General features: G+C 72.6%; 20 protein-coding genes and 1 other RNA gene. 15 read left to right on the top strand and 6 right to left on the bottom strand.

What is annotated here, in order from left to right; genetic code table 11:
- The first annotated feature begins 414 nt into the window (after nt 1-414).
- The 5 genes from ftsE to ssrA all read left to right on the top strand — a co-directional run bounded on the left by ftsE (nt 415) and on the right by ssrA (nt 4337).
- A complete protein-coding gene (gene ftsE, locus GBN72_RS30365; protein WP_151775149.1) occupies nt 415-1104 on the top strand; it encodes a cell division ATP-binding protein FtsE in 690 nt (229 codons plus the stop codon).
- A gap of 31 nt (nt 1105-1135) precedes the next feature.
- Nucleotides 1136-2053: a permease-like cell division protein FtsX gene (gene ftsX, locus GBN72_RS30360; protein WP_151775148.1), complete on the top strand. Its 918-nt coding sequence runs from the start codon at nt 1136-1138 to the stop codon at nt 2051-2053.
- A gap of 68 nt (nt 2054-2121) precedes the next feature.
- The gene (locus GBN72_RS30355) at nt 2122-3321 is read left to right on the top strand and encodes a S41 family peptidase (RefSeq protein WP_151775147.1); all 1200 of its coding nucleotides are present in this window, start codon (nt 2122-2124) and stop codon (nt 3319-3321) included.
- Nucleotides 3322-3340: 19 nt separating this feature from the next.
- Nucleotides 3341-3820, top strand: coding sequence for an SsrA-binding protein SmpB (gene smpB, locus GBN72_RS30350; protein WP_151775146.1), 480 nt, complete (start codon nt 3341-3343; stop codon nt 3818-3820).
- Between the two features lie 116 nt (nt 3821-3936).
- Nucleotides 3937-4337, top strand: a transfer-messenger RNA (tmRNA) gene (gene ssrA / locus GBN72_RS30345).
- A 179-nt stretch (nt 4338-4516) separates the two neighbouring features.
- Here ssrA and GBN72_RS30340 read toward each other — a convergent pair.
- From GBN72_RS30340 to GBN72_RS30330, 3 genes are read right to left on the bottom strand one after another with little or no spacing between them, the layout of a single operon-like run.
- Nucleotides 4517-5308, bottom strand: coding sequence for an ABC transporter permease (locus GBN72_RS30340; protein ID WP_151775145.1), 792 nt, complete (start codon nt 5306-5308; stop codon nt 4517-4519).
- A complete protein-coding gene (locus tag GBN72_RS30335; protein ID WP_151775144.1) occupies nt 5305-6252 on the bottom strand; it encodes an ATP-binding cassette domain-containing protein in 948 nt (315 codons plus the stop codon). The genes GBN72_RS30340 and GBN72_RS30335 overlap by 4 nt, the downstream gene beginning before the upstream one ends.
- 37 nt (nt 6253-6289) lie before the next feature.
- Nucleotides 6290-6961 carry a DUF4097 family beta strand repeat-containing protein gene (locus GBN72_RS30330; RefSeq protein WP_151775213.1) on the bottom strand — a complete coding sequence of 224 codons (672 nt, stop codon included), beginning with the start codon at nt 6959-6961 and terminating at the stop codon, nt 6290-6292.
- 238 nt (nt 6962-7199) lie between these two features.
- On the opposite strand from GBN72_RS30330, the gene GBN72_RS30325 reads away from it, so the two are divergent.
- On the top strand, nt 7200-7976 hold the full coding sequence (locus GBN72_RS30325) for a GbsR/MarR family transcriptional regulator (RefSeq protein ID WP_151775143.1): 777 nt from the start codon (nt 7200-7202) through the stop codon (nt 7974-7976).
- 57 nt (nt 7977-8033) lie between these two features.
- On the opposite strand, the gene GBN72_RS30320 is transcribed toward GBN72_RS30325, so the two are convergent.
- Nucleotides 8034-8624, bottom strand: coding sequence for a DUF6817 domain-containing protein (locus GBN72_RS30320; protein ID WP_151775142.1), 591 nt, complete (start codon nt 8622-8624; stop codon nt 8034-8036).
- 228 nt (nt 8625-8852) lie between these two features.
- Between GBN72_RS30320 and GBN72_RS30315 the strand changes: the two genes are divergently transcribed.
- The 7 genes from GBN72_RS30315 (at nt 8853) to GBN72_RS30285 (ending at nt 20501) form a co-directional block, all read left to right on the top strand.
- On the top strand, nt 8853-9761 hold the full coding sequence (locus GBN72_RS30315) for a LysR family transcriptional regulator (protein ID WP_151775141.1): 909 nt from the start codon (nt 8853-8855) through the stop codon (nt 9759-9761).
- 480 nt (nt 9762-10241) lie between these two features.
- Entirely contained in the window at nt 10242-11039 is a 798-nt protein-coding gene (locus GBN72_RS30310; protein WP_151775140.1) for a hypothetical protein, read from the top strand.
- An 870-nt stretch (nt 11040-11909) separates the two neighbouring features.
- Entirely contained in the window at nt 11910-13973 is a 2064-nt protein-coding gene (locus GBN72_RS30305) for a bifunctional polysaccharide deacetylase/glycosyltransferase family 2 protein (RefSeq protein WP_151775212.1), read from the top strand.
- Nucleotides 13970-15166: an acyltransferase family protein gene (locus GBN72_RS30300; protein WP_151775139.1), complete on the top strand. Its 1197-nt coding sequence runs from the start codon at nt 13970-13972 to the stop codon at nt 15164-15166. The genes GBN72_RS30305 and GBN72_RS30300 overlap by 4 nt, the downstream gene beginning before the upstream one ends.
- A gap of 208 nt (nt 15167-15374) precedes the next feature.
- Complete coding sequence (locus GBN72_RS30295) at nt 15375-16766, top strand: nitrate/nitrite transporter (protein ID WP_151775138.1); 1392 nt, start codon at nt 15375-15377, stop codon at nt 16764-16766.
- A 151-nt stretch (nt 16767-16917) separates the two neighbouring features.
- Nucleotides 16918-18096 (top strand): uroporphyrinogen-III synthase, encoded by a 1179-nt coding sequence (locus tag GBN72_RS30290; RefSeq protein ID WP_151775137.1) that lies wholly within the window; start codon nt 16918-16920, stop codon nt 18094-18096.
- A 50-nt stretch (nt 18097-18146) separates the two neighbouring features.
- A complete protein-coding gene (locus GBN72_RS30285) occupies nt 18147-20501 on the top strand; it encodes a HelD family protein (protein ID WP_246212999.1) in 2355 nt (784 codons plus the stop codon).
- Between the two features lie 69 nt (nt 20502-20570).
- Here GBN72_RS30285 and GBN72_RS30280 read toward each other — a convergent pair whose 3' ends face one another.
- A complete protein-coding gene (locus tag GBN72_RS30280; protein ID WP_151775135.1) occupies nt 20571-21326 on the bottom strand; it encodes an LPXTG cell wall anchor domain-containing protein in 756 nt (251 codons plus the stop codon).
- Nucleotides 21327-21940: 614 nt separating this feature from the next.
- On the opposite strand from GBN72_RS30280, the gene GBN72_RS30275 reads away from it, so the two are divergent.
- Nucleotides 21941-23350 (top strand): NAD-dependent malic enzyme, encoded by a 1410-nt coding sequence (locus GBN72_RS30275; RefSeq protein ID WP_151775134.1) that lies wholly within the window; start codon nt 21941-21943, stop codon nt 23348-23350.
- 342 nt (nt 23351-23692) lie between these two features.
- Nucleotides 23693-23974, top strand: coding sequence for an HU family DNA-binding protein (locus GBN72_RS30270; RefSeq protein WP_108955122.1), 282 nt, complete (start codon nt 23693-23695; stop codon nt 23972-23974).
- Nucleotides 23975-24113: 139 nt separating this feature from the next.
- Here GBN72_RS30270 and murA read toward each other — a convergent pair whose 3' ends face one another.
- On the bottom strand, nt 24114-25454 hold the full coding sequence (gene murA / locus GBN72_RS30265; protein WP_151775133.1) for a UDP-N-acetylglucosamine 1-carboxyvinyltransferase: 1341 nt from the start codon (nt 25452-25454) through the stop codon (nt 24114-24116).
- Nucleotides 25455-25633 lie beyond the last annotated feature (179 nt).

The following is a 25633-nucleotide window of genomic DNA, read 5'->3' as shown; positions in this document are numbered from 1 at the left end:
CAGCAGCGCCGCCGCCGTGGCCAGGACCACCAGGAGGACCAGCAGCGCCCCCGGAGTCAGCCCACCGAACGGCTGCTGCATCCGCTCACGGTTCGCCCGGCACGTGGGGCAGCGCCCCTCGCTGACCGGCGCCGCGCAGTTGGCGCATACCAATCGGTCGTACGTCATGCGCCCGCCCTCCTCGCGCCGCTTCCGTCATGCCCAACGTTCACGGGAACGATGCTGTTCCCTCTTCCACTGTGCCAGGTCCGGCGCGAGGCGGTCCCCCAGTTACCCCCGCATCCCTTCCACAAACTGTTCCGAATGCGACGACAAAAGGGGCAAGGCGCGCGCAACCAGGTCCGGCGACTGCGGCCGGTACCCGCATTCGCGTATGGTCACGCACATCTACCCCCGGCGACTCGTGGTGTTTCCGTGATCCGATTCGACAACGTCACCAAGGTCTACCCCAAGCAGAACCGCCCCGCCCTGAGGGACATCACCCTCGAGGTCGAGCGCGGCGAGTTCGTGTTCCTGGTGGGCTCCTCCGGCTCCGGAAAGTCCACCTTCCTGAGGCTGATCCTCCGCGAGGAGCGGACCACCCAGGGACAGGTGCACGTGCTGGGCAAGGACCTCGCACGCCTCTCCAACTGGAAGGTGCCCCAGATGCGCCGCCAGCTGGGGAACGTGTTCCAGGACTTCCGGCTCCTCCCCAACAAGACCGTCGGCGAGAACGTCGCCTTCGCCCAGGAGGTGATCGGCAAGTCCCGCGGCGAGATCCGCAAGTCCGTCCCGCAGGTGCTCGACCTGGTCGGTCTGGGCGGCAAGGAGGACCGCATGCCGGGCGAGCTGTCCGGCGGTGAGCAGCAGCGGGTGGCGATCGCCAGGGCGTTCGTCAACCGCCCCAAGCTGCTCATCTGCGACGAGCCCACCGGCAACCTCGACCCGCAGACCTCCGTCGGCATCATGAAGCTGCTCGACCGGATCAACCGGACGGGCACCACCGTGGTGATGGCGACGCACGACCAGAACATCGTGGACCAGATGCGCAAGCGCGTCATCGAGCTGGAGAAGGGCCGCCTCGTCCGCGACCAGGCGCGCGGCGTCTACGGCTACCAGCACTGATCCCCGTCCACGGAAAGGCCTGACAAGAGCCATGCGGCTTCAGTTCGTCATGTCGGAGATCCGTGTGGGTCTCCGCCGCAACCTCACGATGACCTTCGCGGTCGTCGTGTCCGTCGCCCTTTCGCTCACCCTGCTCGGCGGCGCCATCCTGCTGCGCGACCAGGTGAGCGCCATGAAGGGCTACTGGTACGACAAGGTCAACGTCTCGATCTTCCTCTGCAACAAGAGCGACGCCGAGTCCGACCCCAACTGTGCCAAGGGCGCCGTCACGAACGACCAGAAGGAACAGATCAAGGCGGACCTCGCCGACATGGCGATCGTCGACGACGTGGTGCACGAGACGCAGGACCAGGCGTACGACCACTACAAGGAGCAGTTCGGCGACTCCCCGCTGGCGGCGACCCTCACCCCGGACCAGATGCAGGAGTCGTACCGCATCAAGCTGACCGACCCGGAGAAGTACGAGGTCATCGCCACGGCCTTCGACGGCCGTGAGGGCGTGCAGTCGGTGCAGGACCAGAAGGGCATCCTCGACAACCTCTTCACCATGCTGGGCATGCTCTCGACGGCCGCGCTGGCGCTGATGGCGGTCATGCTGATCGTCGCGATGCTGCTGATCGTCAACACGGTGCGCGTCTCCGCGTTCAGCCGCCGCCGGGAGACCGGCATCATGCGGCTGGTGGGCGCCTCCGGCTTCTACATCCAGGCCCCGTTCATCATGGAGGCGGCGGTCGCCGGCCTCATCGGCGGCGCGCTCGCCTGCGTCTTCCTGGTGCTCGGCCGGTTCTTCACCATCGACAGCGGCATGGCCCTCTCCGAGCGGCTCACGCTCATCAACTTCGTCGGCTGGGACGCCCTTCTGACGAAGCTTCCGCTGATCCTCGCGATCAGCTTCCTGATGCCCGCGCTGGCGGCCTTCTTCGCCCTGCGCAAGTACCTGAAGGTGTGACGCATCCCAAGAGGGCCGCAGGCGCAACCGCCCCTGCGGCCCTCTCGCGTTGTCCTAGACTCCCCCTCATGTCAGGCCCCGACCCGTTCTGTCAGACCCGCACCACCCGCCCCACCCGTCCGATTCGTCGCGGGGCGGCCCTGACGACCCTGGCCCTCGCGGGCGTCCTGGTGGCGTCAGGTGCGGGCGGCGCCGTCTCCGACGGACGCGGCGGCGACGGGCCGGAGGCAGCCCGGTCCGGGGGCGCCGCCGGGGACACCGCGCTGGCGGCGCGGGAGGCCGCCGCGGAGGCGCTGGTCGACGGGAAGTCCCCGGTGGAGGCCGCCGAGCGCGCCGTCAGCCGCAGCGGCGACCGGTGGGGCGTGGTGTACACGCCCGGGGAGTACCAGGAGTTCGAGGAGGCGCTGGACGGCCGCTACACCGGCGTCGGCGTCTGGGCGGCGCGCGGCAAGGACGGCGGCGTCACGGTCACCCGGGTGCGCGACGGCTCGCCCGCCGACGAGGCCGGGCTGCGCGCGGGGGACCGCGTCCTGACCGTCGACGGCAGGTCCACCGAGGGCCTGCCGGTCACCGAGGTGCTGGCCCGGCTGCGCGGCGCGACCCCCGGCGAGGAGCCGCAGAACGCCGGCAGCACGGTGCGGATCGGCCTGGAGCGCGACGGACGGCGCTGGAGCGAGACCCTGCGCAGGGCGCTGCTCCCCACCGATTCGGTGACCGTGCGGCGGACCGCCGGCGGGGCGACGCTGATCAAGGTGAGCGCCTTCACCAAGGGCGCGGGCGACCAGATCCGCGCCGCGGCCTCCGAGGCCCCGGACGACGGCATACTGCTGGACCTGCGGGGCAACTCCGGGGGCCTGGTCACCGAGGCCGTCGACGCCGCCTCCGCCTTCCTCGACGGCGGGCTGGTCGCCACCTACGACCTGCGCGGCGAGCAGCGTGCCCTGCACGCCGAACGGGGCCGCAGCACCTCGGGCCCGCTGGTGGTGCTGGTCGACTCCGGCACCATGAGCGCGGCGGAGCTGGTCACCGGGGCGCTCCAGGACCGCGGGCGCGCGGTGGTCGTCGGTTCCCGCACCTTCGGCAAGGGCGCCGTGCAGATGCCGACCGAGCTGCCGGGCGGTTCGGTCGCCGAGCTGACCGTGGGGCACTACCGCACGCCGTCCGGCCGGGGCGTGGACGGGGAGGGCATCATGCCCGACCTGGTGGCCGGGCCGAACGCCGAGGAGCGGGCCGAGCGGGTATTGACTGGCCTCGGGGGCCCCTCCTAGTGCCAAAATGGGCGGCACTATGGCCAAGGAAAAAGGGCGCAAGCTCATCGCGCAGAACAAGAAGGCGCGGCACGACTATCTCGTCATCGACACCTACGAGGCGGGCCTGGTCCTGACCGGCACGGAGGTGAAGTCGCTCCGCCAGGGGCGGGCGTCGCTGGCCGACGGCTTCGTCCAGCTCGACGGCGGCGAGGCGTGGCTGCACAACGTGCACGTGCCGGAGTACAGCCAGGGCACCTGGACCAACCACTCGGCGCGCCGCAAGCGCAAGCTGCTGCTGCACCGGGAGGAGATCGACAAGCTCGCCTCGAAGTCGCAGGAGACCGGCCACACCATCGTGCCGCTCGCGCTGTACTTCAAGGACGGCCGGGCCAAGGTCGAGATCGCGCTGGCGAAGGGCAAGAAGGAGTACGACAAGCGCCAGACGCTGCGGGAGAAGCAGGACCGCCGCGAGACGGAGCGGGCGATCTCGGCGGTGCGGCGCAAGCAGCGGGCGTGACGCCGGTCTCCTCCGTCCCGGGTGCCGCACGGGAACAAGGTGGCATCCTGCGCCGTTGCTCAGTACGATGGCACTTGCACTCCCCAGCGGAGCGCAAGCGATTGAAAAATCAACATGGGGATGATCGGTTTCGACAGCGGCTGTCGAAGCAGGGGAAGCGTGTCGAGGAAGCGGCCATGATCTCGTAAACCACAGGCCGAAAAAAATAATCGCCAATTCCAAGCGCGATCTCTCCCAGAGCCAGCTCGCTCTCGCTGCCTGATCCAGGTAGCGTGACGCAGCTCTCTACTTAAGGGAGTGTCAGCCCGGGGGTGTTCCCGACCCGGATCCTGGCATCAACTAGGGAACTAAACCTTGATCCCGGTCACGGGGTGAAGAGGGAAACCAAACAGTGACTGAGCCCGTCGGAGACTTGTCCGCGTGATCTCCGGGGCTGAGAAAAGCACAGCGGACTGCACACGGAGAAGCCCTGGTTCCGCACCGTTGGACGCGGGTTCGATTCCCGCCATCTCCACCACCCCATGTGTGACGGCCCCCGTCCTGCGTTCAGCAGGGCGGGGGCCGTTTTTGTCTGCAGGGCCCGTGCGGGACGAACGGCGGGCGGTAGGCCGAAGGGCGGGCGGGAGGCCGAAGGGCGGTGGCTCCGACGTGGTGTCGGGGGCCACCGCCCTTCGGTACGGCCGGCCGGCCCGGGACTCACCGCTGGGGGTCCGCGTTGAACTTGGCGGTGGACCAGAAGTAGCCGAGGACGGCGAGGCCGGCGCACCAGGCGAGGGCGAGCCAGCCGTTGTGGCCGATCTCCGTGCCGAGGAGCAGCCCGCGCAGGGTCTCGATGGCCGGGGTGAAGGGCTGGTACTCGGCGATCGGCTGGAACCAGCCCGGCATGGTCTCGACCGGGACGAAGGCGCTGGACAGGAGCGGGAGCAGGATCAGCGGCATCGCGGTGTTGCTGGCGGCCTCGGCGTTGGGGCTGATGAGGCCCATGCCGACGGCGATCCAGGTGAGCGCGGTGGCGAAGAGGACGAGCAGGCCGAGCGCGGCGAGCCATTCCAGGACGGTGGCGTCGGTGGACCGGAACCCGATGGCGACGGCGACCGCGCCGACCAGGACGACGCTCGCCACGGACTGCAGGACGCTGCCGATGACGTGCCCGACGATGACCGAGCCCCGGTGGATGGCCATGGTGCGGAACCGGGCGATGATCCCCTCCGACATGTCGGTGGCGACGGACACGGCGGTGCCGATGGTGGTGGAGCCGATGGTCATCAGGAGCAGACCCGGGACGATGTAGGCGATGTACGCCGCCCGGCCGCCGTCGCCGCCCACGCCGGCGCTCATGGTCTCGCCGAAGATGTAGACGAAGAGCAGGAGCAGCATGATCGGCGTGAGCAGCAGGTTGAGGGTGAGCGACGGGTAGCGGCGGGCGTGCAGGAGGTTGCGGCGCAGCATGGTGGTGCTGTCGCGCAGGGCGAGGGAGAGGGTGCTCATCGCGCGGTCTCCTTGTCGGTGGTGGTGTCGTCGGTGAGGGCGAAGAAGACGTCGTCGAGGTCGGGGGTGTGGACGGTGAGTTCGGTGGCTTCGATGCCGGCGGTGTCGAGGTGGTCGAGGAGGGTGCGCAGGGCGCGTTGGCTGCCGTCGTTGGGGACGCGGAGGGTGAGGGCGTCGTCGTCCCGGGCGGCGTCGGTGAGGAGCGCGGTGGCCTGCTGGTAGGCGGCGGGGTCGGTGAAGCGGAGCTGGACGTGGCCGCCGGGGATGATGCGCTTGAGTTCCTCGGCGGTGCCCTCGGCCGCGATGGTGCCGTTGTGGAGGACGGCGATGCGGTCGGCGAGCTGGTCGGCCTCCTCGAGGTACTGGGTGGTGAGGAAGACGGTGACGCCGCCGGTGACGAGTTCCCTGATGATCTGCCACATGGTGTGGCGGGAGCGGGGGTCGAGGCCGGTGGTGGGTTCGTCGAGGAAGATGATGCGGGGGCTGCCGACGAGGGTCATGGCGATGTCGAGGCGGCGTTTCATGCCTCCGGAGTAGGTGGAGGCGGGCTTGTCGGCCGCGTCGAGCAGGTCGAAGCGCTCGAGGAGTTCGGCGGTGACGCGGCGGCCCTCCGCCTTGGGGAGGTGGTGGAGGTCGGCCATGAGGAGCATGTTCTCCGCGCCGGTGATCAGGCCGTCCACGGCGGAGAACTGGCCGGTGACGCCGATCGCCGCCCGCACGGCCTGCCCGGCCGTGGCGACGTCGTGGCCCGCGACCCGCGCCTGTCCGCCGTCGGCCGCTATCAGGGTGGAGAGGATCTTCACGACGGTGGTCTTGCCGGCGCCGTTCGGGCCGAGCAGGGAGAAGACCGTGCCTTCCGGGACGGTCAGGTCGATGCCGTCGAGGACGGTCTTGTCGCCGTAGGACTTGCGCAGGCCGTTCGCCGCGATGGCCGGGCTGGTCATGAGGGGTCCCCCTTCGTCGTCTGCTCTGCGTGGGCGGTCACAGGCTGCGGGCGCTGATGTCGCCGTAGCCGGTGGTGGCGTGGATGTTCAGGCCGGCGGCGGAGCCGTCGGCGTTGCGGAGCGCGTTGTCGATCCGGCCGGCCCCGGTGCCGGCGTCCAGCGTGGCGGAGACGCCGGAGGCGGCGCCGATCCTGATGTCACCCATCTCGGTGCGCACGGTGACCGTGCCGCGCCGGGCCTCGGTGATGTCGATGTCACCCTTCTGGGTGCTGATCTCGGCGGGACCGGTCAGGCGGGCGATGGTGACGCCGCCGGCCAGGACGGTCACCCGGGCGCCGTCGCTCTCGTCGAGGGTGACCGTCCCCTGGTCGGCCTCGACCGAGACGTCGCCGAGCCGGCCGACGCCACGGAACTCGATGTCGGAGGCCTTGATCCCGACGTGGGAGCCGGCGGGCAGGTGGACCGTCACCTCGACGGAGCCGGGGTGTCCGACGATCCGGTTGCGGGGCTCGCCGGCCTCGATCCGCAGGGTGCCGCCCTCGAAGGTGATCCCGGTCCGCTCGGCGGCCTTGACGTCGCGGCCCTTGGCGGCGTCGGCCGGCAGCACCTCGACCGTGGTGTCCGGCCGGTCGGAGGCGACGAGCCGGACGCGGCCCGCGGGGATGTCCAGGACGGCCGAGATCGTGGCGGGGGTGTCGAAGTTCCGCATGGTGCTCTCCTTCGTCTGCCTCATGCCGAGGCGTTGTTTCCGATGATGGAAAGCTACGTTGCGTTCACGGTTTCTGGCAACAAGGTTGTTGCAAGGGTCGAGTCAAAGTGCAGGTGGCAGGCGCTATTTCGTTGCATTGATTCTGTGAGGAATGCAACGCGGGCTTCGTGTTCGTTGCACCCAAAAGGGGCGGGAGGTACGGTGGAGGCACCTCACATGCACCACAAAGGAGTCCTCGATGCCGGGTGGCAGGCTTACTCAGCAGGAGCGTCAGCAGATCGCCCTGGGGCTGGCCGACGGGCTCGCCTACGCGGAGATCGCCAGGCGTCTGGACCGTCCGACCTCGACCGTCACCCGCGAGGTCATGCGCAACGGCGGACCGACCGCCTACCGTCCCGACCTGGCCCATCGGGCCGCCGAGCGGCGCACCCAGCGCCGGCGGACGGCCGCGCCGAAGGACGCGGCACCGCCGCGTGAGGTGGACGGGCGTGACGGCGAGGCGGTGCGCGAGTTCGAGGAGATGTTCACCACCGTCCTCATGCAGTCGGGCCTGCCCAAGATGATGGCGCGGGTGGCGTCCTGCCTCTACACGACCGACGAGGGCAGCCTGTCCGCCGCGGACCTCACCCAGCGCCTCCAGGTCAGCCCGGCGTCCGTCTCCAAGGCCGTGGCGTACCTGGAGAGCCAGGGGCTGGTCCGCCGCGAGCGTGACGAGCGCCGTCGTGAGCGCTACTTCGCCGACGAGGACGTCTGGTACCAGTCGATGCTGGCCAGCGCCCGGGGGACCGCGGCGATGGGCGACGCCGCGCGGGAGGGGGTCGGCGTCCTCGGCCCCGGCACACCCGCCGGCCGCCGGCTGGAGAACATCGCGCGCTTCGTCGACTTCGTCTCGGAGAGCATCGTCCGCGCCGCCGAAGAGGCCCGCGACCTCCTCCACACCAAGCCCGCGGCACCCGCGGAACCGCACACGGGTGACACGGGTGACACGGGTGACGGACACGGGCACGCGTGGTGAGCGCACCGGCCGGGCGGGGGTCGGGTCGCCGCCCGGCCGGGCGCGGTCGGGGGGCGCCTACGCGGCGGGCGAGGCGGGACCGGCCGGGTCGGTGCTGCGGCGACCGGTGAGGAGGGCGTCCGCCGTGTGCCAGGCGGCGGGGGAGAGCAGCGGGCGCAACCGGAGCAGCAGGGCCATCAGGTGAGGGCCCTGGCGGATGCGGAAGCCCGGGTCGGCCCGGGCGATGTCCAGCTCGTTGGCGGCGGTCAGCTCGGCCAGGTCCCGGCGCTGCTGGAGGGAGAGCGAGCGGGTCCGGCCGGTGAAGCGCTCGACGTAGCGGCCCGACGGATGGGTGAGCGTCGGGTAGGTCGCCATCCGGTCGCAGACCGCGTAGAGGTGGACCAGCGCCTCCGCCTCCGTGCCGATCACCAGGGCGAGTTCCGCGCGGCGGGCCAGACCCAGTACGGCCGGGGTGAACGCCTCGGTGCCGTAGGCGGCGTGGCAGAGACCCGCCAGCTGCAGCGCGGGCCGGGCGTCCCAGAGCACGAGGAGCGCGCGGACGCGTACCAGGTGCTGGAGGAGCGTGCCGCCCGGGTGGGCGATGGCGTCCGCGCCGAGGCGGCGTAACAGCACGACGGCACGGTCGGCCGCCGGTGGGGGAGCGGGCACGGCTGCGCCTCCTTCGAAGCGGGGCCTTTCGGCGGGGGATCGGGTCGGCACCCGCGCGCGTGAGGCTGCCCGCCGGCCGTCGTGAACCGGTCAGGTGCCGGGGTGACGCGGGTTGCCGCCCGGGGCTGCCCTTCACCACGATCGTCGGGCCTGGGGGCGAGGCAGGTCAATCCTTGGGTTTGCTTCCCAACCCTCAGTGTCCGCTTGGGTGTTGCTAGCGTGTGCCGGGTGACTCTCGACGACCTCAGGGTGTTCGTGGCGGTGTGCCGGGCCGGCTCGCTCAGCGCGGTGGCCCGCGAGCTGGGCTGCACGCAGTCCGCGGTGAGCCAGCACGTGAAGCGGCTGGAGCGGGAGACCCGCGTCAGTCTGCTGGAGCGCCAGCCGCGCGGCGTGGTCCCGACGGCGGCCGGGCGCATCCTGTGGGACGCCGCCTCCGACGGCCTCGCGGGGCTGGACCTCGCGCTGCGGCGGCTCGGCGACCTGGTGGACGGCGAGAGCGGCGCGGTGCGGGTGACCACCGGCGGCACCACCGTGCGGCACTTCATGGCCGACGCCATCGTCGATTTCCGCCGCCGGCACCCCCGGGTGAGCCTGGAGTTCCAGACCGAGACGTCCAGCCGCCGCTGCTTCGACGCATTGCTCTCCAGCAACCTCGACCTGGCGTGGATCACCATCGGCGAACCGGTGCGGGGCATCGAGCAGCGCCCGGCGGTCGAGCTGCCGTGGGTGCTGGCGGTGCGGGAGGACGACCCGCTGGCGGGGCGGGAGAGCGTGACCGTCGCCGACCTCGCCGACCTCCGCCTGGTGCGGCTCCCGTCCAACTCCACCTCCGGTGAACAGCTCGACGTGGCGCTGACCGGGTCGGGCCTGCGGGCCGGGTCGGGCACCAGCGTGGCCGACTGGGACACCGCGCTGCTGCTCGCCGAACTCGGGCTGGGGCACGCGGTGATCCCCGAGCTGCCCGGGCTGCGAGGGCCGGGCGCGGGTGCCGCGGCCGGCGCGGGCGGGCCGCTGCGGCTGGTGCCGATACCCGAGCTGCCGCCGCTCCAGGTGGGGTGGGCGGTGCGGCGCTGGGACGCGCTGCCCCCGCAGGCGCGGGTGTTCGCGGACACGGTCGTGCGGGCGCTGACGGTCTGACCTGCCCGGCCCGGCCCGGCGCGCCGGGCCGCTCACCTCAACGGGTGAGGGGGTGCCTGTCGTCGTGTGATCGCCTTTCGCTGGTGCGGGTGATGCTCGGGGCGGTCGCACACCGCTTTTCCACAGGCCAGTTCCGGCCGGATGGCGTGGTTCGAACGGTGGTCGGGTCCGGTCGCCCGCCGGGTGGGTGGGGAAGATTTCTGGCCTCACGCAGTGTGATCGCTTCCTTACTCGACCGACTCTGTCCGTCGGTGTCGCACTCTGATCGGGGCGGGTGAATACGGCACATAACGTGCGGTTGTTTTCAGACATCGAACGGCGTTCGAGACGCCCGTGCACCCCTCGCGATGTCAGTAATCTCCTGGTTCGGAGCAGTGTGATAGAGGGGCGCGGGTCCGGAGGGGGCCGTTTCCGGTCCGGGTTTGCACCGATGCACCCGGGGACGTACGCCCGGCCCGGCTGCCCCGTTGGGGGGATTGCGTGCAGCTGAAGAATTGGCGTGAAGACATCCGTGCCGGACGCTCGGCGTTGCTGTCCAGGCCGTGGGAGACCGCGGACCGCGCGGGCCACACCCACGACCCGAACGAGGTCACGGTGCAGCTCGACGGCGTGGGCAGGGAGGTCGAGGAGGAGCTCGAGGCGGCGGCGTCGGCGTCGCCGGGCGGCGCGGTGCTCGGGGAGGGGGCCGACGGCCCCGTCTTCGTCGACGAGTCCGGCCGTCGCAGCCGGCGGTACCGGCGCATCGGCATAGGGGTGGGTGTCGCCTGCGCGGTGTACGCGGTGGTCATCGTGGCGACGCTGCTGTCCGGAAACTCCAACGCGCCGTGGATGCCGGTTCCGGGGCGGCAGCAGGAACAGGGGACGGGCGCGGACAGCGCGGTCACCGGGCCGCTGCCGGGCGACCGCGCCGGGCCGTCCGGGGCGCCGGCCCGGCTGCCCGGTGGGCGGCCGAGCGGGTCCGAGGGCGGCCAGGGCGCCTCGCCCGCCGCGGGCGGGCGGTCCGGGAGCCCGGCGGACGACCGCCGGGCGGCGGCGGGCGGGGACGAGGCCGCGCGGCCGGGCAAGGGGGAGGCGAAGCCGGCGCCGGCGGGGCCGAGCGCGGTTCCCGAGCCGAACCCCGGTGACGTGCCGGAGCCGGGGCCGACCACGCCGGCGCCGGACGCCACCCCCACGGAGAGCGCGCCGCCGGGTCCCGACCCGACGGAGAGCGCGGCTCCGGCCGACACCACCACCGTGGCCGCGGGTCCCGCGGCGCAGGCCCCGTATCCGCCGGCCTAGGCGACGGTGAGGCCCCCGGACGTGGCGGGCACGGCGGGCACGGCGCCGCCGTGCCGCGCCCGGCGGCGGGCCTGACCTCCGCGTACCCCGGGGCCCGGTGCCGGGCCGCCGCCGGTGGCCCGCGATCCGTCCGCGTCCGCGGGCACGGGCGCCGGTGCCGTTCCGGGCGGCGGCGAGTCCGCCCTTGCGTCCCGCATCCCCCGTCCCGCATCGCGTGGGCCGGTGGGCCCTGTCCGGCGGCGGCAGCGGGGAGAGCGCCGTGCCGTCCGCGGCAGGTGGGCCGTACCGGCAGAGGCCGGGCCGGCACTCCCGTGCCGTCTGCGCGCGGTCGCGCTGCCGAGGGCGATGGGGCCGGGCGAGCGTCGCGCCGCACGCCCGCACAGGAGAACGGCCCCCTCCCCGGCACCCGAGCCCTCCGGGAGGACGGCGGGCCGGGGGACGCCCAGTGCTGTCCAGGGTCCCCGGTCCCGGCCCGCGCCCGCCGTGGCGCGGTCACACGTGAGGCGCCGCGACCGTCATCGAGTTCCGTCTCATCGAGTTCCGTCTCGTCAGAGAGAGAAAGTCCGTTATCCCATGGCAACACCACCCGGCCGCCGCGCCGGCCCGACCGCCCCCGTCCCGCGTCCGGGATCCCACCGGGCGGAGGCGGACGCCGACCCGCCCACCCGCCCGGTGCCGACGGTCAGCCCGCCTGCGGAGGAGCCCCGCCCCCGCCGCGCCCACGGACCAAAGCCCAAGGCGGGACCCGAACCCAAGGCGGGAAGCAAGCCCAAGGGCGGGCCCAGGGCGAAGGCAAGGCCCGCCCGCCGCCCGCGCCGTCTGCCGCTGCGCTACCTGCTGCCCTCGCTGATCCTCCTCGCCCTGTCGGCGATGCTGATGCTCCGCGGCTACGTGAACAGCGAGATCCTCGCCGACCACCGTGTCCGCCCGCCCGCGCCCACCGACGAGGTGCCGGACGAGATCCTCTCCGGCGGCCCCGTCATCGACACCCGCGGCGGCCGCGCGGAGACGCTCCGCGTGCCGGACCGGCGTCTGGTGCTCACCTTCGACGACGGCCCGGACCCGGAGTGGACCCCCAAGGTCCTCGACGTGCTGAGGAAACACGACGCGCACGCCGTCTTCTTCATCACCGGGACCATGGCCTCCCGCCACCCCGGCCTGGTGGAGCGCATGGTGGCGGAGGGGCACGAGATCGGGCTGCACACCTTCAACCACCCCGACCTCTCCTACCAGACCCCCGAGCGCATCGACTTCGAGCTCTCCCAGACCCAGACCGCCCTGGCCGGCGCCGCCGGCATCCGCACCTCGCTGTTCCGCCCGCCGTACTCCTCGTTCGCCGACGCCATGGACAACAACGGCTGGCCGGTGACCCGGCACCTCGGCGAGCGCGGCTACCTCACCGTCCTCAACAACACCGACAGCCAGGACTGGAAGCGTCCCGGTGTCGACGAGATCGTCCGCCGGGCCACCCCGGAGCACGGGGCCGGGGCGATCGTCCTGATGCACGACTCCGGCGGCGACCGCAGCCAGACCGTGGCCGCGCTCGACCGGATGCTGCCCGAGCTCAGGAGCCGGGGCTACACGTTCCAGAACCTCACCGAGGCCCTGGACTGGCGGAGCGCCCACACCCCCGTCACCGGGGCCGAGCTGTGGAAGGGCAAGGCGTGGGTGTGGCTGGTGCAGGCGTCCCAGTCCGTCACCACCGTGCTCGTCACCGGCCTGGTCGTGGTCGGCGCGCTGGTCATCGGACGGTTCGTGATGATGCTGGCGCTCTCCGCGTTCCACGTCCGCCGGGTGCGCCGCCGCAAGGGGCGCTGGGGCGCGCGGCCGGTCACCGAGCCGGTGACGGTGCTGGTCCCGGCGTACAACGAGGCCAAGTGCATCGAGAACACGGTCCGTTCGCTGATGGAGAGCGAGCACCCGATCGAGGTGATCGTCATCGACGACGGCTCCGCCGACGGCACCGCGGACATCGTGGAGGCGATGGGCCTGCCCAACGTCCGGGTGGTCCGGCAGGCCAACGCCGGCAAGCCGGCCGCGCTCAACCGGGGCATCGCCCACGCGAGCCACGACATCATCGTGATGATGGACGGCGACACCGTCTTCGAGCCCGCCACGGTGCGGGAACTGGTGCAGCCGTTCGCGGACGCCGGGGTCGGGGCGGTGGCCGGCAACGCCAAGGTCGGCAACCGGGACTCGCTGATCGGGGCCTGGCAGCACATCGAGTACGTGATGGGGTTCAACCTGGACCGCCGGATGTACGACGTGCTGCGCTGCATGCCCACCATCCCCGGTGCGGTCGGGGCGTTCCGGCGCACCGCGCTGGAGCGGGTCGGCGGGATGAGCGAGGACACCCTCGCCGAGGACACCGACATCACCATGGCCATCCACCGCGACGGCTGGCAGGTCGTCTACGCGGAGGACGCGCGGGCGTGGACCGAGGCGCCCGAGTCGGTGCAGCAGCTGTGGTCGCAGCGCTACCGGTGGTCCTACGGCACCATGCAGGCCATCTGGAAGCACCGGGGCGCGGTCCTCGACAAGGGCTCGTCGGGGCGGTTCGGCCGCGTCGGACTGCCGCTGGTCTCCCTCTTCATGGTCCTGGCGCCGCTGCTGGCCCCGCTCTTCGACGTGTTCCTGGTCTACGGCCTGGTCTTCGGCCCGACGGGCGCGACCGTCGGCGCCTGGCTGGGCGTGCTCGCCGTCCAGGCGGTGTGCGCCGCCTACGCCTTCCGGCTCGACAAGGAGCCCATGCGGCACCTGATCTCGCTGCCGCTCCAGCAGATCCTCTACCGGCAGCTGATGTACGTGGTGCTCCTCCAGTCCTGGATCACGGCGCTGACGGGCGGCCGGCTGCGGTGGCAGAAGCTGCGCAGGACCGGTGTGGTCGGTGCCGCGCCGGGCACGGGCGCGGGCACGCGGGGGGCGGCGGCATGAGCGCGGAGACGACGCGCACGGCACCGGCCGCGGAGGTCCCCGGGCAGGGCGGAGCGCCGGCCCCGGGAGGGGCCGGGGACCTGGCCCCGGGAGGGAGCAGGGACCGCTACCTGGACCTGCTGCGCGCCCTGGCCCTGCTGCGGGTGGTGGTCTACCACGTCTTCGGCTGGGCCTGGCTGACGGTGCTCTTCCCCTCCATGGGCGTGATGTTCGCGCTCGCCGGCTCACTGACCGCGCGGTCGATGCGGCGGCCGGGGAGCTCGGCGCGCCAGGTGGTCGCCTCGCGGCTGCGGCGTCTGCTGCCCCCGCTGTGGGTGTTCTCCGTGGTCGTGCTGGCGCTGCTGCTCCTCGGCTCCGGCTGGACGCCGCAAGGGCCGTGGGGAGTGGCCGGGACGCTCAACTACCTCGTCCCGGTCGGCGCGCCGCCCTACCCGGAGCGGATCGGCTCCCCGTCCGGCGTGCTGGACACCGACTGGGCGAGGGACGGCGCCGGACCGCTCTGGTACCTGCGCGCCTACCTCTGGTTCGTGGTGGCCTCGCCCCTGCTGCTGTGGCTCTTCCGGCGTGCGGCCTGGCCCACGCTGTTCGCGCCCCTGGCGCTCACCGCCGTGTTCGGCACGGGGCTGGTGACGGTCCCCGGCGAGACGGGCGAGGCCGTCAAGGACTTCTGCGTCCACGGCGCCTGCTGGGTCCTCGGCTTCGCCCACCAGGACGGGACGCTCGCCCGCGTCCCCCGCTACGTCACCGTCTCCGGCGCCTCCGCCCTGATGGCCCTCGGGCTGTGGTGGGCCTCCGGACACCAGGGGGAGGAGCGCTGGGACCTCAACGACGTCCCCCTGGCCCAAGGGCTGTGGTCGTTCGGCTTCGTGGTGATCCTGCTGGTGTACGCACCGGTGTGGACGGAGCTGCCGGGGCGGCTGCGGCGCTGGGACGGGCTGGTCACCCTGGCCAACAACCGGGCGGTCACCGTCTACCTGTGGCACAACCTGCTGATCGCCCTCACCTTCCCGCTGCTCGACCTGGCGGGTATCGGCGAGGCGGCCTCGCTGCCGGCCGCGTTCCTGCTGCTCTGGCCGCTCCTCGCGCTCGCGGTCCTGGCGTTCGGCTGGGTCGAGGACCTCGCCGCGGGCCGCCGGATCCGCCCCTGGCCCACCGGGAGGAGACGCCGCCGCGTGGCCGGACGGCCGGCCTGACCCCCGCCGCGGTGGGGCCGCGCACCCGCGCGGCCCCACCCCGGCCCCCGGCCACGGCGGGTGCCGGATTCCGCGCCCGGCACCTCTCAGCGGGAGCCGCCCTCGGGTGAGTGCAACGTTCCACCGCGGTCACCGCGCCGCGCCGGGGGCCGAAACGCGGGATGCCTAGCGTCGGTGGCGTCAGTCGGTGAACCACCGTGGAGGCGTCATGAGCACAGCCCCCGTCACGAGCGCGGGCAAGAGGTCCGGTCGCTGGATCGAGCACTGGGACCCGGAGGACGAGACGTTCTGGAAGGAGACGGGCGAGAAGGTCGCCCGGCGGAACCTGTTCTTCTCCGTGCTCTCCGAGCACATCGGGTTCTCCGTCTGGACGCTGTGGTCCGTGCTGGTCCTCTTCATGGGCCCGGAGTACGGCCTGACCCCGGCGGACAAGTTCCTGCTGACGTCGATGGTCACCCTGGTCGGCGCCGTGGTCCGGGTGCCGTACACCTTCGCGGTGGCGGTGTTCGGCGGGCGGAACTGGACGGTGATCTCCGCGAGCCTGCTGCTGGTGCCCACCGTCGCCGCCTTCCTGGTGATGGAGCCGGGGACGTCCTTCTCGACGTTCCTCCTGGTCGGCCTGCTGGCCGGCGTCGGCGGCGGCAACTTCGCCTCCAGCATGACCAACATCAACGCCTTCTTCCCGCTCCGCAAGAAGGGCTGGGCGCTCGGGCTCAACGCGGGCGGCGGCAACATCGGCGTGCCGGTGATCCAGCTGGCCGCGCTCGCGGTGATCGGCGCGGGCGGCGGCCCCCGGCTGCTGCTGGGCGTGTACATCCCGCTGATCCTGCTCGCCGTCGTCCTCTCCTGGGCCCGCATGGACAACATCGCCTCGGTGCGCAACGACACCGGCGCGGCGCTCGACGCCGCCAGGGAACGCCACACCTGGATCATGGCGGTCCTCTACATCGGCACCTTCGGCTCGTTCATCGGCTACAGCTTCGCCTTCGGCATGGTGCTGCAGACGCAGTTCGGCCGGACCCCGCTGGAGGCGGCCGGCGTCACCTTCATCGGCCCGTTGCTCGGCTCGCTGATCCGCCCCGTCGGCGGCCGCCTCGCCGACCGGTTCGGCGGGGCGCGGATCACCCTGTGGAACTTCGTCGCCATGGCGGCCGCCACCGTGGTGCTGGTCCTGGCCGGCACGGCCGGCCAGCTCGCCCCCTTCACCTGCGCCTTCGTCGTGCTGTTCGTGCTGACGGGGCTGGGCAACGGGTCGACGTTCAAGATGATCCCGGGCATCTTCCACCGCAAGGCGCTGGCCCGCGGACTGCGCGGCGAGGAGGCGGACGCCTACGGGCGGCGGCTCTCCGGCGCCTCCATGGGGCTGATCGGCGCGGTCGGCGCACTCGGCGGCGTGGGCATCAACCTGGCGTTCCGCCAGTCGTTCATGACCACCGGCTCCGGCACCGGCGCCTTCCTCGCCTTCCTCGCCGTCTACGCGGTGTGCATCCTGGTCACCTGGGCGGTATACCTTCGCCGTCCGGCCGTTCCGGCCGCCCCGGCGGCCGGAACGGGGACCGGCGGCGAGGCGAAGCCCCAGCTCAGCTACGCCGAGGTGTGACGTAACGACGCGGAAATCAGGAAGATCCGCTCCTGTCACGCGCCGTTGACAGGCTCGGTTCGCATGCGGGGGTGCCCGCACCCCCGCGGCAACCGGGAACGGTACGAGCGGGACGAGCGGTACGAGCGGAACAGGAGCGGGACGAGAGCAGATGGAAGACGCAGAGCAGCAGCTGGAAGGCGAAGAGCAGCAGCGGCCGGCGGCCGGCCACGGCCCGCTGGCCGGCTTCACCGTGGGCGTGACCGCCGCCCGCCGCGCCGAGGAGCTCGGCGCGCTCCTCCAGCGCCGCGGAGCGACCGTCCTGCACGCCCCCGCCCTGCGGATCGTGCCGCTCTCCGACGACGGCGAACTGCTCGCCGCCACCAAGGAGCTGCTCGGCCGCGCGCCCGACCTGGTGGTCGCCACCACCGCCATCGGCTTCCGCGGCTGGGTGGAGGCCGCGGAGGGCTGGGGGCTCGGCGGGGAGCTGCTGGAGGTCCTCGGCGGTGTCCGCATCCTGGCCCGCGGCCCCAAGGTCAAGGGCGCGGTGCGGGCCGCCGGGCTCACCGAGGAGTGGTCGCCCGCCTCCGAGTCGATGGCCGAGGTCCTGGACCGGATGCTGGCCGAGGGCGTCGACGGCCGCCGCGTCGCCGTCCAGCTCCACGGCGAACCGCTGCCCGGCTTCGTGGAGGCGCTGCGCGAGGCCGGCGCCGAGGTGGTCGGGGTGCCGGTCTACCGGTGGATGCCGCCGGAGGACATCGGCCCCGTCGACCGGCTGCTGGACGCCGTCCTGGCCCGCGCCGTCGACGCCGTCACCTTCACCAGCGCCCCCGCCGCCGCCTCGCTGTTCTCCCGCGCCGGGGAACGCGGTCAGCTCGACGCCCTCCTCCACGCGTTCGCCCAGGACGTCCTGGTCGCCTGCGTCGGCCCGGTCACCGCGCTGCCGCTGCACTCCCGCGGGATCCGCACCGTGCAGCCGGAACGCTTCCGTCTCGGCCCCCTGGTCCAGCTCATCTGCCAGGAACTCCCCTCCCGCGCCCACGCCATGCCGCTCGCCGGGCACACCGTGGAGATCCGCGGCCACGCCGTCCTCGTCGACGGCGAGCTGCGCCCCGTGCCCCCCGCCGGGATGGCGCTGCTGCGCGCCCTCTCCCGCCGCCCGGGCTGGGTGGTCTCCCGCGCCGACCTGCTGCGCGCGCTGCCCGGCACGGGCCGCGACGAGCACGCGGTGGAGACCGCGATGGCCCGGCTGCGCACCGCTCTCGGCGCACCCAAGCTCATCCAGACCGTCGTCAAACGCGGCTACCGGCTCGCCCTGGACCCGGCGGCGGACACCAAGTACGCGGATTGACCCAGGTCGCGTACTGTTGACGGCCGCCAGTACGCATGAAGGGGACACCGGTGGCCGCTCAGGCACAAAAGGGAACCGCGGTCGACACGGCCCGCAGCACGGCTAGCGGGACGGACGGCGACGCGGCGGGGGACTCCGCCAGAGAACGCGAGATCGCCCTCGAGCAGGAACATCTCGACCGGGTGTACGTCCGCCTCGAGGAGAAGATCTCCGAGGCGGAGTTCCTGATGCGCGACGCCGCCCGCAAGGGCCACGTCGGCACGCCCGGCGCGCTCGCCGAACGCGACGCGCAGGTCTTCCGGGCGGGCGTCCGCCTCAACCGGCTCAACAACGAGTACGAGGACTTCCTCTTCGGCCGCATCGACATGCTGGAGGGCAGGGACGGCAAGAAGGGACCCGACGGCGCCTACACCTCCGTGGAGCCCGCCGAGGGCGCCATCCGCGACGACGACACCGCGGACATCGGCGAGACCCTGCACATCGGCCGGATCGGCGTCCTCGACGAGGACTACGCGCCGCTGGTCATCGACTGGCGCGCCCCGGCGGCCGCGCCGTTCTACCGCGCCACGCCCGTCGACCCGGGCCGCGTGGTGCGCCGCCGCGTCATCCGCTCGCGCAACCGCAAGGTGCTCGGCGTCGAGGACGACCTGATGCGCCCGCGGCTCACCGCCCACCTGGACGGCCGCGAGCTGGCCGTCATCGGCGACGGCGCGCTGATGGCCGCGCTGGGCCGCGCCCGCGGCCACACCATGCGGGACATCGTCTCCTCCATCCAGGCCGAGCAGGACCAGGTGATCCGCGCCCCCGCCGCGTCCGTCACCTACGTCGAGGGCGGCCCCGGCACCGGCAAGACCGCCGTCGCCCTGCACCGCGCCGCCTACCTGCTCTACCAGGACCGGCGGCGCTACGCGGGCGGCATCCTGATCGTCTCCCCCACGCCCCTGCTGGTCGCCTACACCGAGGGCGTGCTGCCCTCGCTGGGCGAGGAGGGGCAGGTCGCCATCCGCGCCATCGGCTCACTGGTCGACGGCGTCGAGGCCACGCTGCACGACTCCCCGGCCACCGCCCGCGTCAAGGGCTCCTACCGGATGCTCAAGGTGCTGCGGAAGGCCGCCCGGGGCGCCCTGGAGCTCGGCCCCGGCGGACGCGGCGACGCTCCGGCCCCCGAGCGGCTGCGGGTGGTCGCCTTCGGCCGCCGCCTGGAGCTGGAGGCCGACGAGCTGGAGCAGGTCCGCCGCACCGCCCTCGGCGGCACCGCCCCGGTCAACCTGCTGCGCCCCCGCGCCCGCAAGCTGCTCCTGGACGCCCTGTGGCAGAAGTCCGGCGCGGGCTCCCGGCACACCGACCCCGAGCTCGCCGCCGAGCTGCGCTCCTCCTTCGACGAGGACGTCACCACCGAGGACCCGTTCATCGAGTTCCTCGACGCCTGGTGGCCCGAGCTCGCCCCGCGCGCCGTGCTCCGGGTGATGGCCGACGAGCGGCGGCTGGGCCGCTGGGCGCGCCGCGTCCTCAACCCGGGCGAGGTCCGCAAGGTGGCCCGGTCGCTGCGCCGCGACGGGCTCACCGTCCACGACATCGCCCTCCTCGACGAGCTGGAGGCCGTGCTCGGCACGCCCGTGCGCCCCCGCCGCAAGCGCGAGCTGGACCCGCTGGACCAGCTCACCGGCCTCGAGGAGCTGATGCCGGTCCGCGAGGAGTCGCAGCGAGAGCGCGCGGAGCGGCTGGCGCAGGAGCGGGTCGAGTACGCCCACGTCATCGTCGACGAGGCGCAGGACCTGACACCGCTGCAGTGGCGGATGGTGGGGCGGCGCGGCCGGCACGCCACCTGGACCGTGGTCGGCGACCCGGCGCAGTCCTCGTGGTCCGACCCCGACGAGGCCGCGCAGGCCCGCGACGAGGCGCTGGGCAGCCGGCCCCGCCGGCGGTTCACCCTCACCGTCAACTACCGCAACCCCTCGGAGATCGCCGACCTGGCCGCCAGGGTGCTGGCGCTGGCCATGCCGGGCGCGCAGGCGCCCACCGCGGTGCGCTCCACCGGCGTCGAGCCGCGGTTCGCGGTCGCCGAGGGCGGGATGGGCGCCACCGTCCGGGCCGAGGCGGAACGGCTGCTGGGTCTGGTCGACGGCACGGTGGGCGTCGTCGTCGCCATGAACCGCCGCGAGGAGGCGGCCCGTTGGCTCGACGGGCTGGGCGACCGGGTGGTCGCCCTGGGCAGCCTGGAGGCCAAGGGCCTGGAGTACGACGCCACGGTGGTGGTCTCCCCGGCCGAGATCGCCGACGAGTCCCCGGCCGGGCTGCGGGTGCTGTACGTGGCCCTCACCCGGGCGACGCAGCAGCTCACCGTGGTCTCCGGGGAGCGGGACGAGCCGTCCGCCGAGGGCGTGCCGGACCTGCTGCGCGACTGACCCGCCCGTGACGGCGAGGAGGCCCCGGACCGCGCCGCGGTCCGGGGCCTCCTCACGTCGGGCGCGGCGTCAGCGGTGCGTGGCCGCCCCGCGGTTGCGGACCGCGATCGCGCCGCCGGCGGCCAGCATCAGCACCGCGGCGAAGCCGAGGCTCACCGTCGTGCCGGCGCCGGTCTCCGCGAGGTCGCCCCGGACGGGCGCGGGCGACCCGGTCGCGCCCGCCGCCGGTTCCCCGGCCGGGGAACCGGCCGGCTCACCGGCGGTGCCGCCCTCGGTGCCGTCGCCCGGGCTCTCCTCGCCGGTGTTCTCCTCACCGGTGTTCTCCTTGCCGGTGTTCTCCTCACCGGGGTTCGCCTCGCCCGGCTGCTCCTCGTGGGGCTTCTCCTCCCCGGGGTTCTCCTCGCCTCCGCCGGTGGCGGCGGGGCAGGTGTGGGAGAGGTTGAAGTACGAGACGTCCGCGCCCTCGGTCCGGGCGACGGCGGACACCAGCTCCGCGCCGGGCTCGGAGACCGCGTAGGCGTGCTTGCCGGTGGGCGGTCCGAAGGCGGTGACCACCTGCTCGCCACCGGGCTCGAAGGTGACGGTGAGCTCGGTGAACACGGTCGCGCCGCCGGGCAGCACGAAGTGCCAGCCGTCCTCGCCGGCCGGGACGGTCGGGCAGTCGCCGTGCCGGAAGCCCTCGGCGGTGACCGGGAGGCCCTGGCGGATCTCCTCGGTGTGGTGCGCCCCACCGGTGGCGGCGGCGGGGACGGCCGCGCCGGCGAGGAGGAGGGCGGCCGCGGCGGGGACGGCGGCAGCCCGAAGGGGGAGGGAGCGGAGTGACATGGGGGTACCTCTGACACAGAAGTGGGTGAGTGAGGTGGAAGTGCGAGCTTCCGCCTCCCCGGTGATCAAGGTCAAGGCGTCTACGGATCGGTTGGCGGCCTCTGTCCGGCTTTGCCTCGCGCAACGATTGGGTAACGTCAGGTTTGGGCGGCGGCGGAAGGTGTTCGGTCCGGCGCGGAAGGCGTTCGGTCCGTCCGGGCGGCCGGTCGGGCGGACCGGTCCGGAAAAACGTCCGCGAGGGAATGGCGTGGCCGGATCGGTTTGTTAGCCTGGACGTGACACCGGCCCGATCCAAGCCCCCGGGCCCAACCTTCGTCGCTACGAGCGACCACTTGCCGCGAGGCGAGCATGGCGGGTCGGTGTCACTTCTCCACTTGAGGGAATCCGAGACCCGTGTCGCCCACGCCGGCGGCATGGGTCTTCGCCGTTCATCGTCCGCCGTATCCGGGCAATTCGCAGCGAATCGTCCCCGGCTAACGCCTACTCGTCAGTAGGTGCGACGATCGGACAGCACATTCGATCCTGCCACCGCCTCGGCGCCTGCCCCACCTCGCGGCGCCGCAGGTCCCGCGGCGATCGCACAGCAGTACACGCGAAAGCAGAGGAAGTCCGCAATGGCAACGGCGCCCAGCGTCTCCTACTCGATGACCATCCGGCTGGAAGTGCCCGCGAGCGGAACCGCCGTGTCGCAGCTCACCACCGCCGTCGAGTCCTCCGGGGGCTCGGTGACGGGTCTCGACGTCACCGCCTCGGGCCACGAGAAGCTCCGGATCGACGTCACCATCGCCGCGACCTCCACCGCGCACGCCGACGAGATCGTCGAGAACCTGCGCACCATCGAGGGCGTCACGCTGGGCAAGGTCTCGGACCGTACCTTCCTGATGCACCTCGGCGGCAAGATCGAGATGGCGTCCAAGCACCCCATTCGCAACCGTGACGATCTTTCGATGGTGTACACGCCGGGTGTGGCCCGGGTGTGCATGGCCATCGCGGAGAACCCCGAGGACGCCCGCCGCCTGACCATCAAGCGCAACGCGGTCGCCGTGGTCACCGACGGTTCCGCGGTGCTCGGCCTCGGCAACATCGGCCCCAAGGCCGCGCTGCCGGTGATGGAGGGCAAGGCCGCCCTCTTCAAGCGGTTCGCGGGGATCGACGCCTGGCCGATCTGCCTGGACACCCAGGACTCCGACGCCATCGTCGAGATCGTCAAGGCGATCGCCCCGGGCTTCGCCGGCATCAACCTCGAGGACATCTCCGCCCCGCGCTGCTTCGAGATCGAGGCCCGCCTGCGCGAGGCCCTGGACATCCCGGTCTTCCACGACGACCAGCACGGCACCGCCATCGTGGTGCTGGCGGCGCTCACCAACGCGCTGCGGGTGGTCGGCAAGAACATCGGCGACGTCCGCGTCGTCATGTCCGGCGCCGGCGCGGCCGGCACCGCGATCCTCAAGCTGCTGCTGGCGGCCGGCGTGAAGAACGCGGTGGTCGCCGACATCCACGGCGTGGTGCACGCCGGCCGGCACGACCTGGTCGACGCCGCCCCCGACTCGGCGCTGCGGTGGATCGCCGACAACACCAACCCGGAGAACCTCACCGGCACCCTCAAGGAGGCCGTGCGCGGCGCGGACGTCTTCATCGGCGTCTCCGCCCCGAACCTCCTGGACGGCGAGGACGTGGCCGCGATGGCCAGGGACTCCATCGTCTTCGCGCTCGCGAACCCCGACCCGGAGGTCGACCCGGCGGTGGCCCGGCAGACCGCCGCGGTGGTCGCCACCGGCCGCTCCGACTTCCCCAACCAGATCAACAACGTGCTGGTCTTCCCCGGCGTCTTCCGCGGCCTGCTGGACGCGCAGTCGCGCACCGTCGACACCGGCATGATGCTGGCGGCCGCCGCGGCGCTGGCCGACGTCGTCACCGAGGACGAGCTGAACGCCAACTACATCATCCCGAGCGTCTTCAACGACAAGGTCGCCGGAGCGGTGGCCGGGGCGGTCCGGCGGGCCGCCGAGTCCGTCCAGGGCTGACGCCGCCGTCGCCCCGCCCCCGCCCTGCGGGGCGGGGACCGGCGGGGCGGGGCGGGCGCTGTCCGTGGCAGGACGTAACGTGGTGGGGCACCGCGGTCGGAGCCGCCGTGCGTGGCGGCCACGCCACGCGTCCGTGTGACTCCCCGCCGTGTTCGTCGGTACCGGATTGGCTTTAGCGCCGCAGGTGGGGGCAGGATGCCTCTCTGGGCGCGAGGGTCCGACCACGGACCCGGGTGCGGGGACCTCTCCGGTGACCCTGGCAGCATCGGCTTCGCTGTGCCCGACATGCGGCTCCGCCGCGTGGCACGCCTCAACGGCAAGAAGAAACACGGGAGTAAGAACATGAACCGCAGTGAGCTGGTGGCCGCGCTGGCCGACCGCGCCGAGGTGACCCGCAAGGACGCCGACGCCGTTCTGGCCGCGTTCGCCGAGGTCGTCGGCGACATCGTCGCCAAGGGCGACGAGAAGGTCACGATCCCCGGCTTCCTGACCTTCGAGCGCACCCACCGTGCCGCTCGCACCGCCCGCAACCCGCAGACCGGTGAGCCGATCCAGATTCCGGCCGGCTACAGCGTGAAGGTCTCCGCGGGTAGCAAGCTGAAGGAAGCGGCCAAGGGTAAGTGACCCCGGCCCCTCAGGCAGCGTGAAGGGCGGCCACCCCACCTCGGGGCGGCCGCCCTTCACCTTTTCCCCGGACGCCCGGCCCCGGACGTGCGTGAGGCCCGGCCAGGGGCCGGGCCTCACGTCCGAGGAGAGGGGCGGGTCAGCCGAGCGGCTTGCCCGGGAGCTCCACCTTCGCGCCGAGGTCGACGAGCTTCTCCATGAAGTTCTCGTAGCCGCGGTTGATGAGCTCGATCCCGTGGACCTTGGAGGTTCCCTCCGCCGCCAGCGCCGCGATCAGGTACGAGAACCCGCCCCGCAGGTCGGGGATGACCAGGTCCGCGCCCTGCAGCCGGGTGGGCCCGGACACCACCGCGGAGTGGAGGAAGTTCCGCTGCCCGAACCGGCAGTGGGAGCCGCCCAGGCACTCCCGGTACAGCTGGATGTGCGCGCCCATCTGGTTGAGCGCCGAGGTGAAGCCGAGCCGCGACTCGTACACCGTCTCGTGGATGATCGACAGGCCGGTCGCCTGGGTCAGGGCCACGACCAGCGGCTGCTGCCAGTCGGTCTGGAAACCGGGGTGGACGTCCGTCTCCAGCGCGATCGACTTCAGCTCGCCGCCGGGGTGCCAGAAGCGGATGCCCTCGTCGTCGATCTCGAAGGCGCCGCCGACCTTCCGGTAGGTGTTGAGGAAGGTCATCATCGACCGCTGCTGCGCGCCGCGGACGTAGATGTTGCCGCGGGTGGCCAGCGCCGCGGAGGCCCAGGACGCCGCCTCCAGGCGGTCCGGCAGGGCGCGGTGCGTGTAGCCGTTGAGCTTGTCGACACCGGTGACCCGGATGGTCCGGTCGGTGTCCATGGCGATGATCGCGCCCATCTTCTGCAGCACGCAGATGAGGTCCTCGATCTCCGGCTCGACCGCGGCGTTGGAGAGTTCCGTCACACCCTCGGCCAGCACGGCCGTCAGCAGCACCTGCTCGGTGGCGCCCACCGACGGGTAGGGCAGCTCGATCTTGGTGCCGCGCAGCCGCTGCGGGGCCTCCAGGTACTGGCCGTCCGCGCGCTTCTCGATGCGCGCGCCGAACTGCCGCAGCACCTCGAAGTGGAAGTCGATCGGCCGGCCGCCGATGTCACAGCCGCCCAGGCCCGGGATGAAGGCGTGGCCGAGGCGGTGCAGCAGCGGACCGCAGAGCAGGATCGGGATCCGGGAGGAGCCGGCGTGCGCGTCGATGTCGGCGACGTTCGCGCTTTCCACGTGGGACGGGTCCATGACCAGCTCGCCCGGTTCCTCGCCGGGTCGGACCGTCACGCCGTGCAGCTGCAGCAGCCCCCGTACGACGCGCACGTCGCGGATGTCGGGGACGTTGCGCAGCCGGCTCGGTCCGGAACCGAGGAGGGCGGCGACCATGGCCTTGGGCACGAGGTTCTTCGCACCGCGGACACGGATCTCGCCCTCGAGCGGGGTTCCGCCGTGGACAAGCAGGACATCGTCGTTGACGGTCATGAATCTCGCGTTCCGATCGGATGGGCAGTGAGCCGGATGGCCGTTTCTGGGGCGCGTCCGGAAAGCAAGCGTAATGGCCGCCCGCCACCTTGAAGGAAGTCCGCGCACGGGAGCGGGTCAACTGCCGCCCCCGGCGATCACCGAGGTGAACAGGGTGGAGCGGGGTGCGTACGGGGCGT

The organism is Streptomyces abyssomicinicus (assembly GCF_008974245.1).
Classification (GTDB): domain Bacteria; phylum Actinomycetota; class Actinomycetes; order Streptomycetales; family Streptomycetaceae; genus Streptomyces; species Streptomyces abyssomicinicus.
The sequence above is the reverse complement of the archived record's forward strand: the minus strand, read 5'-3'. Positions and strand labels throughout refer to the sequence as shown.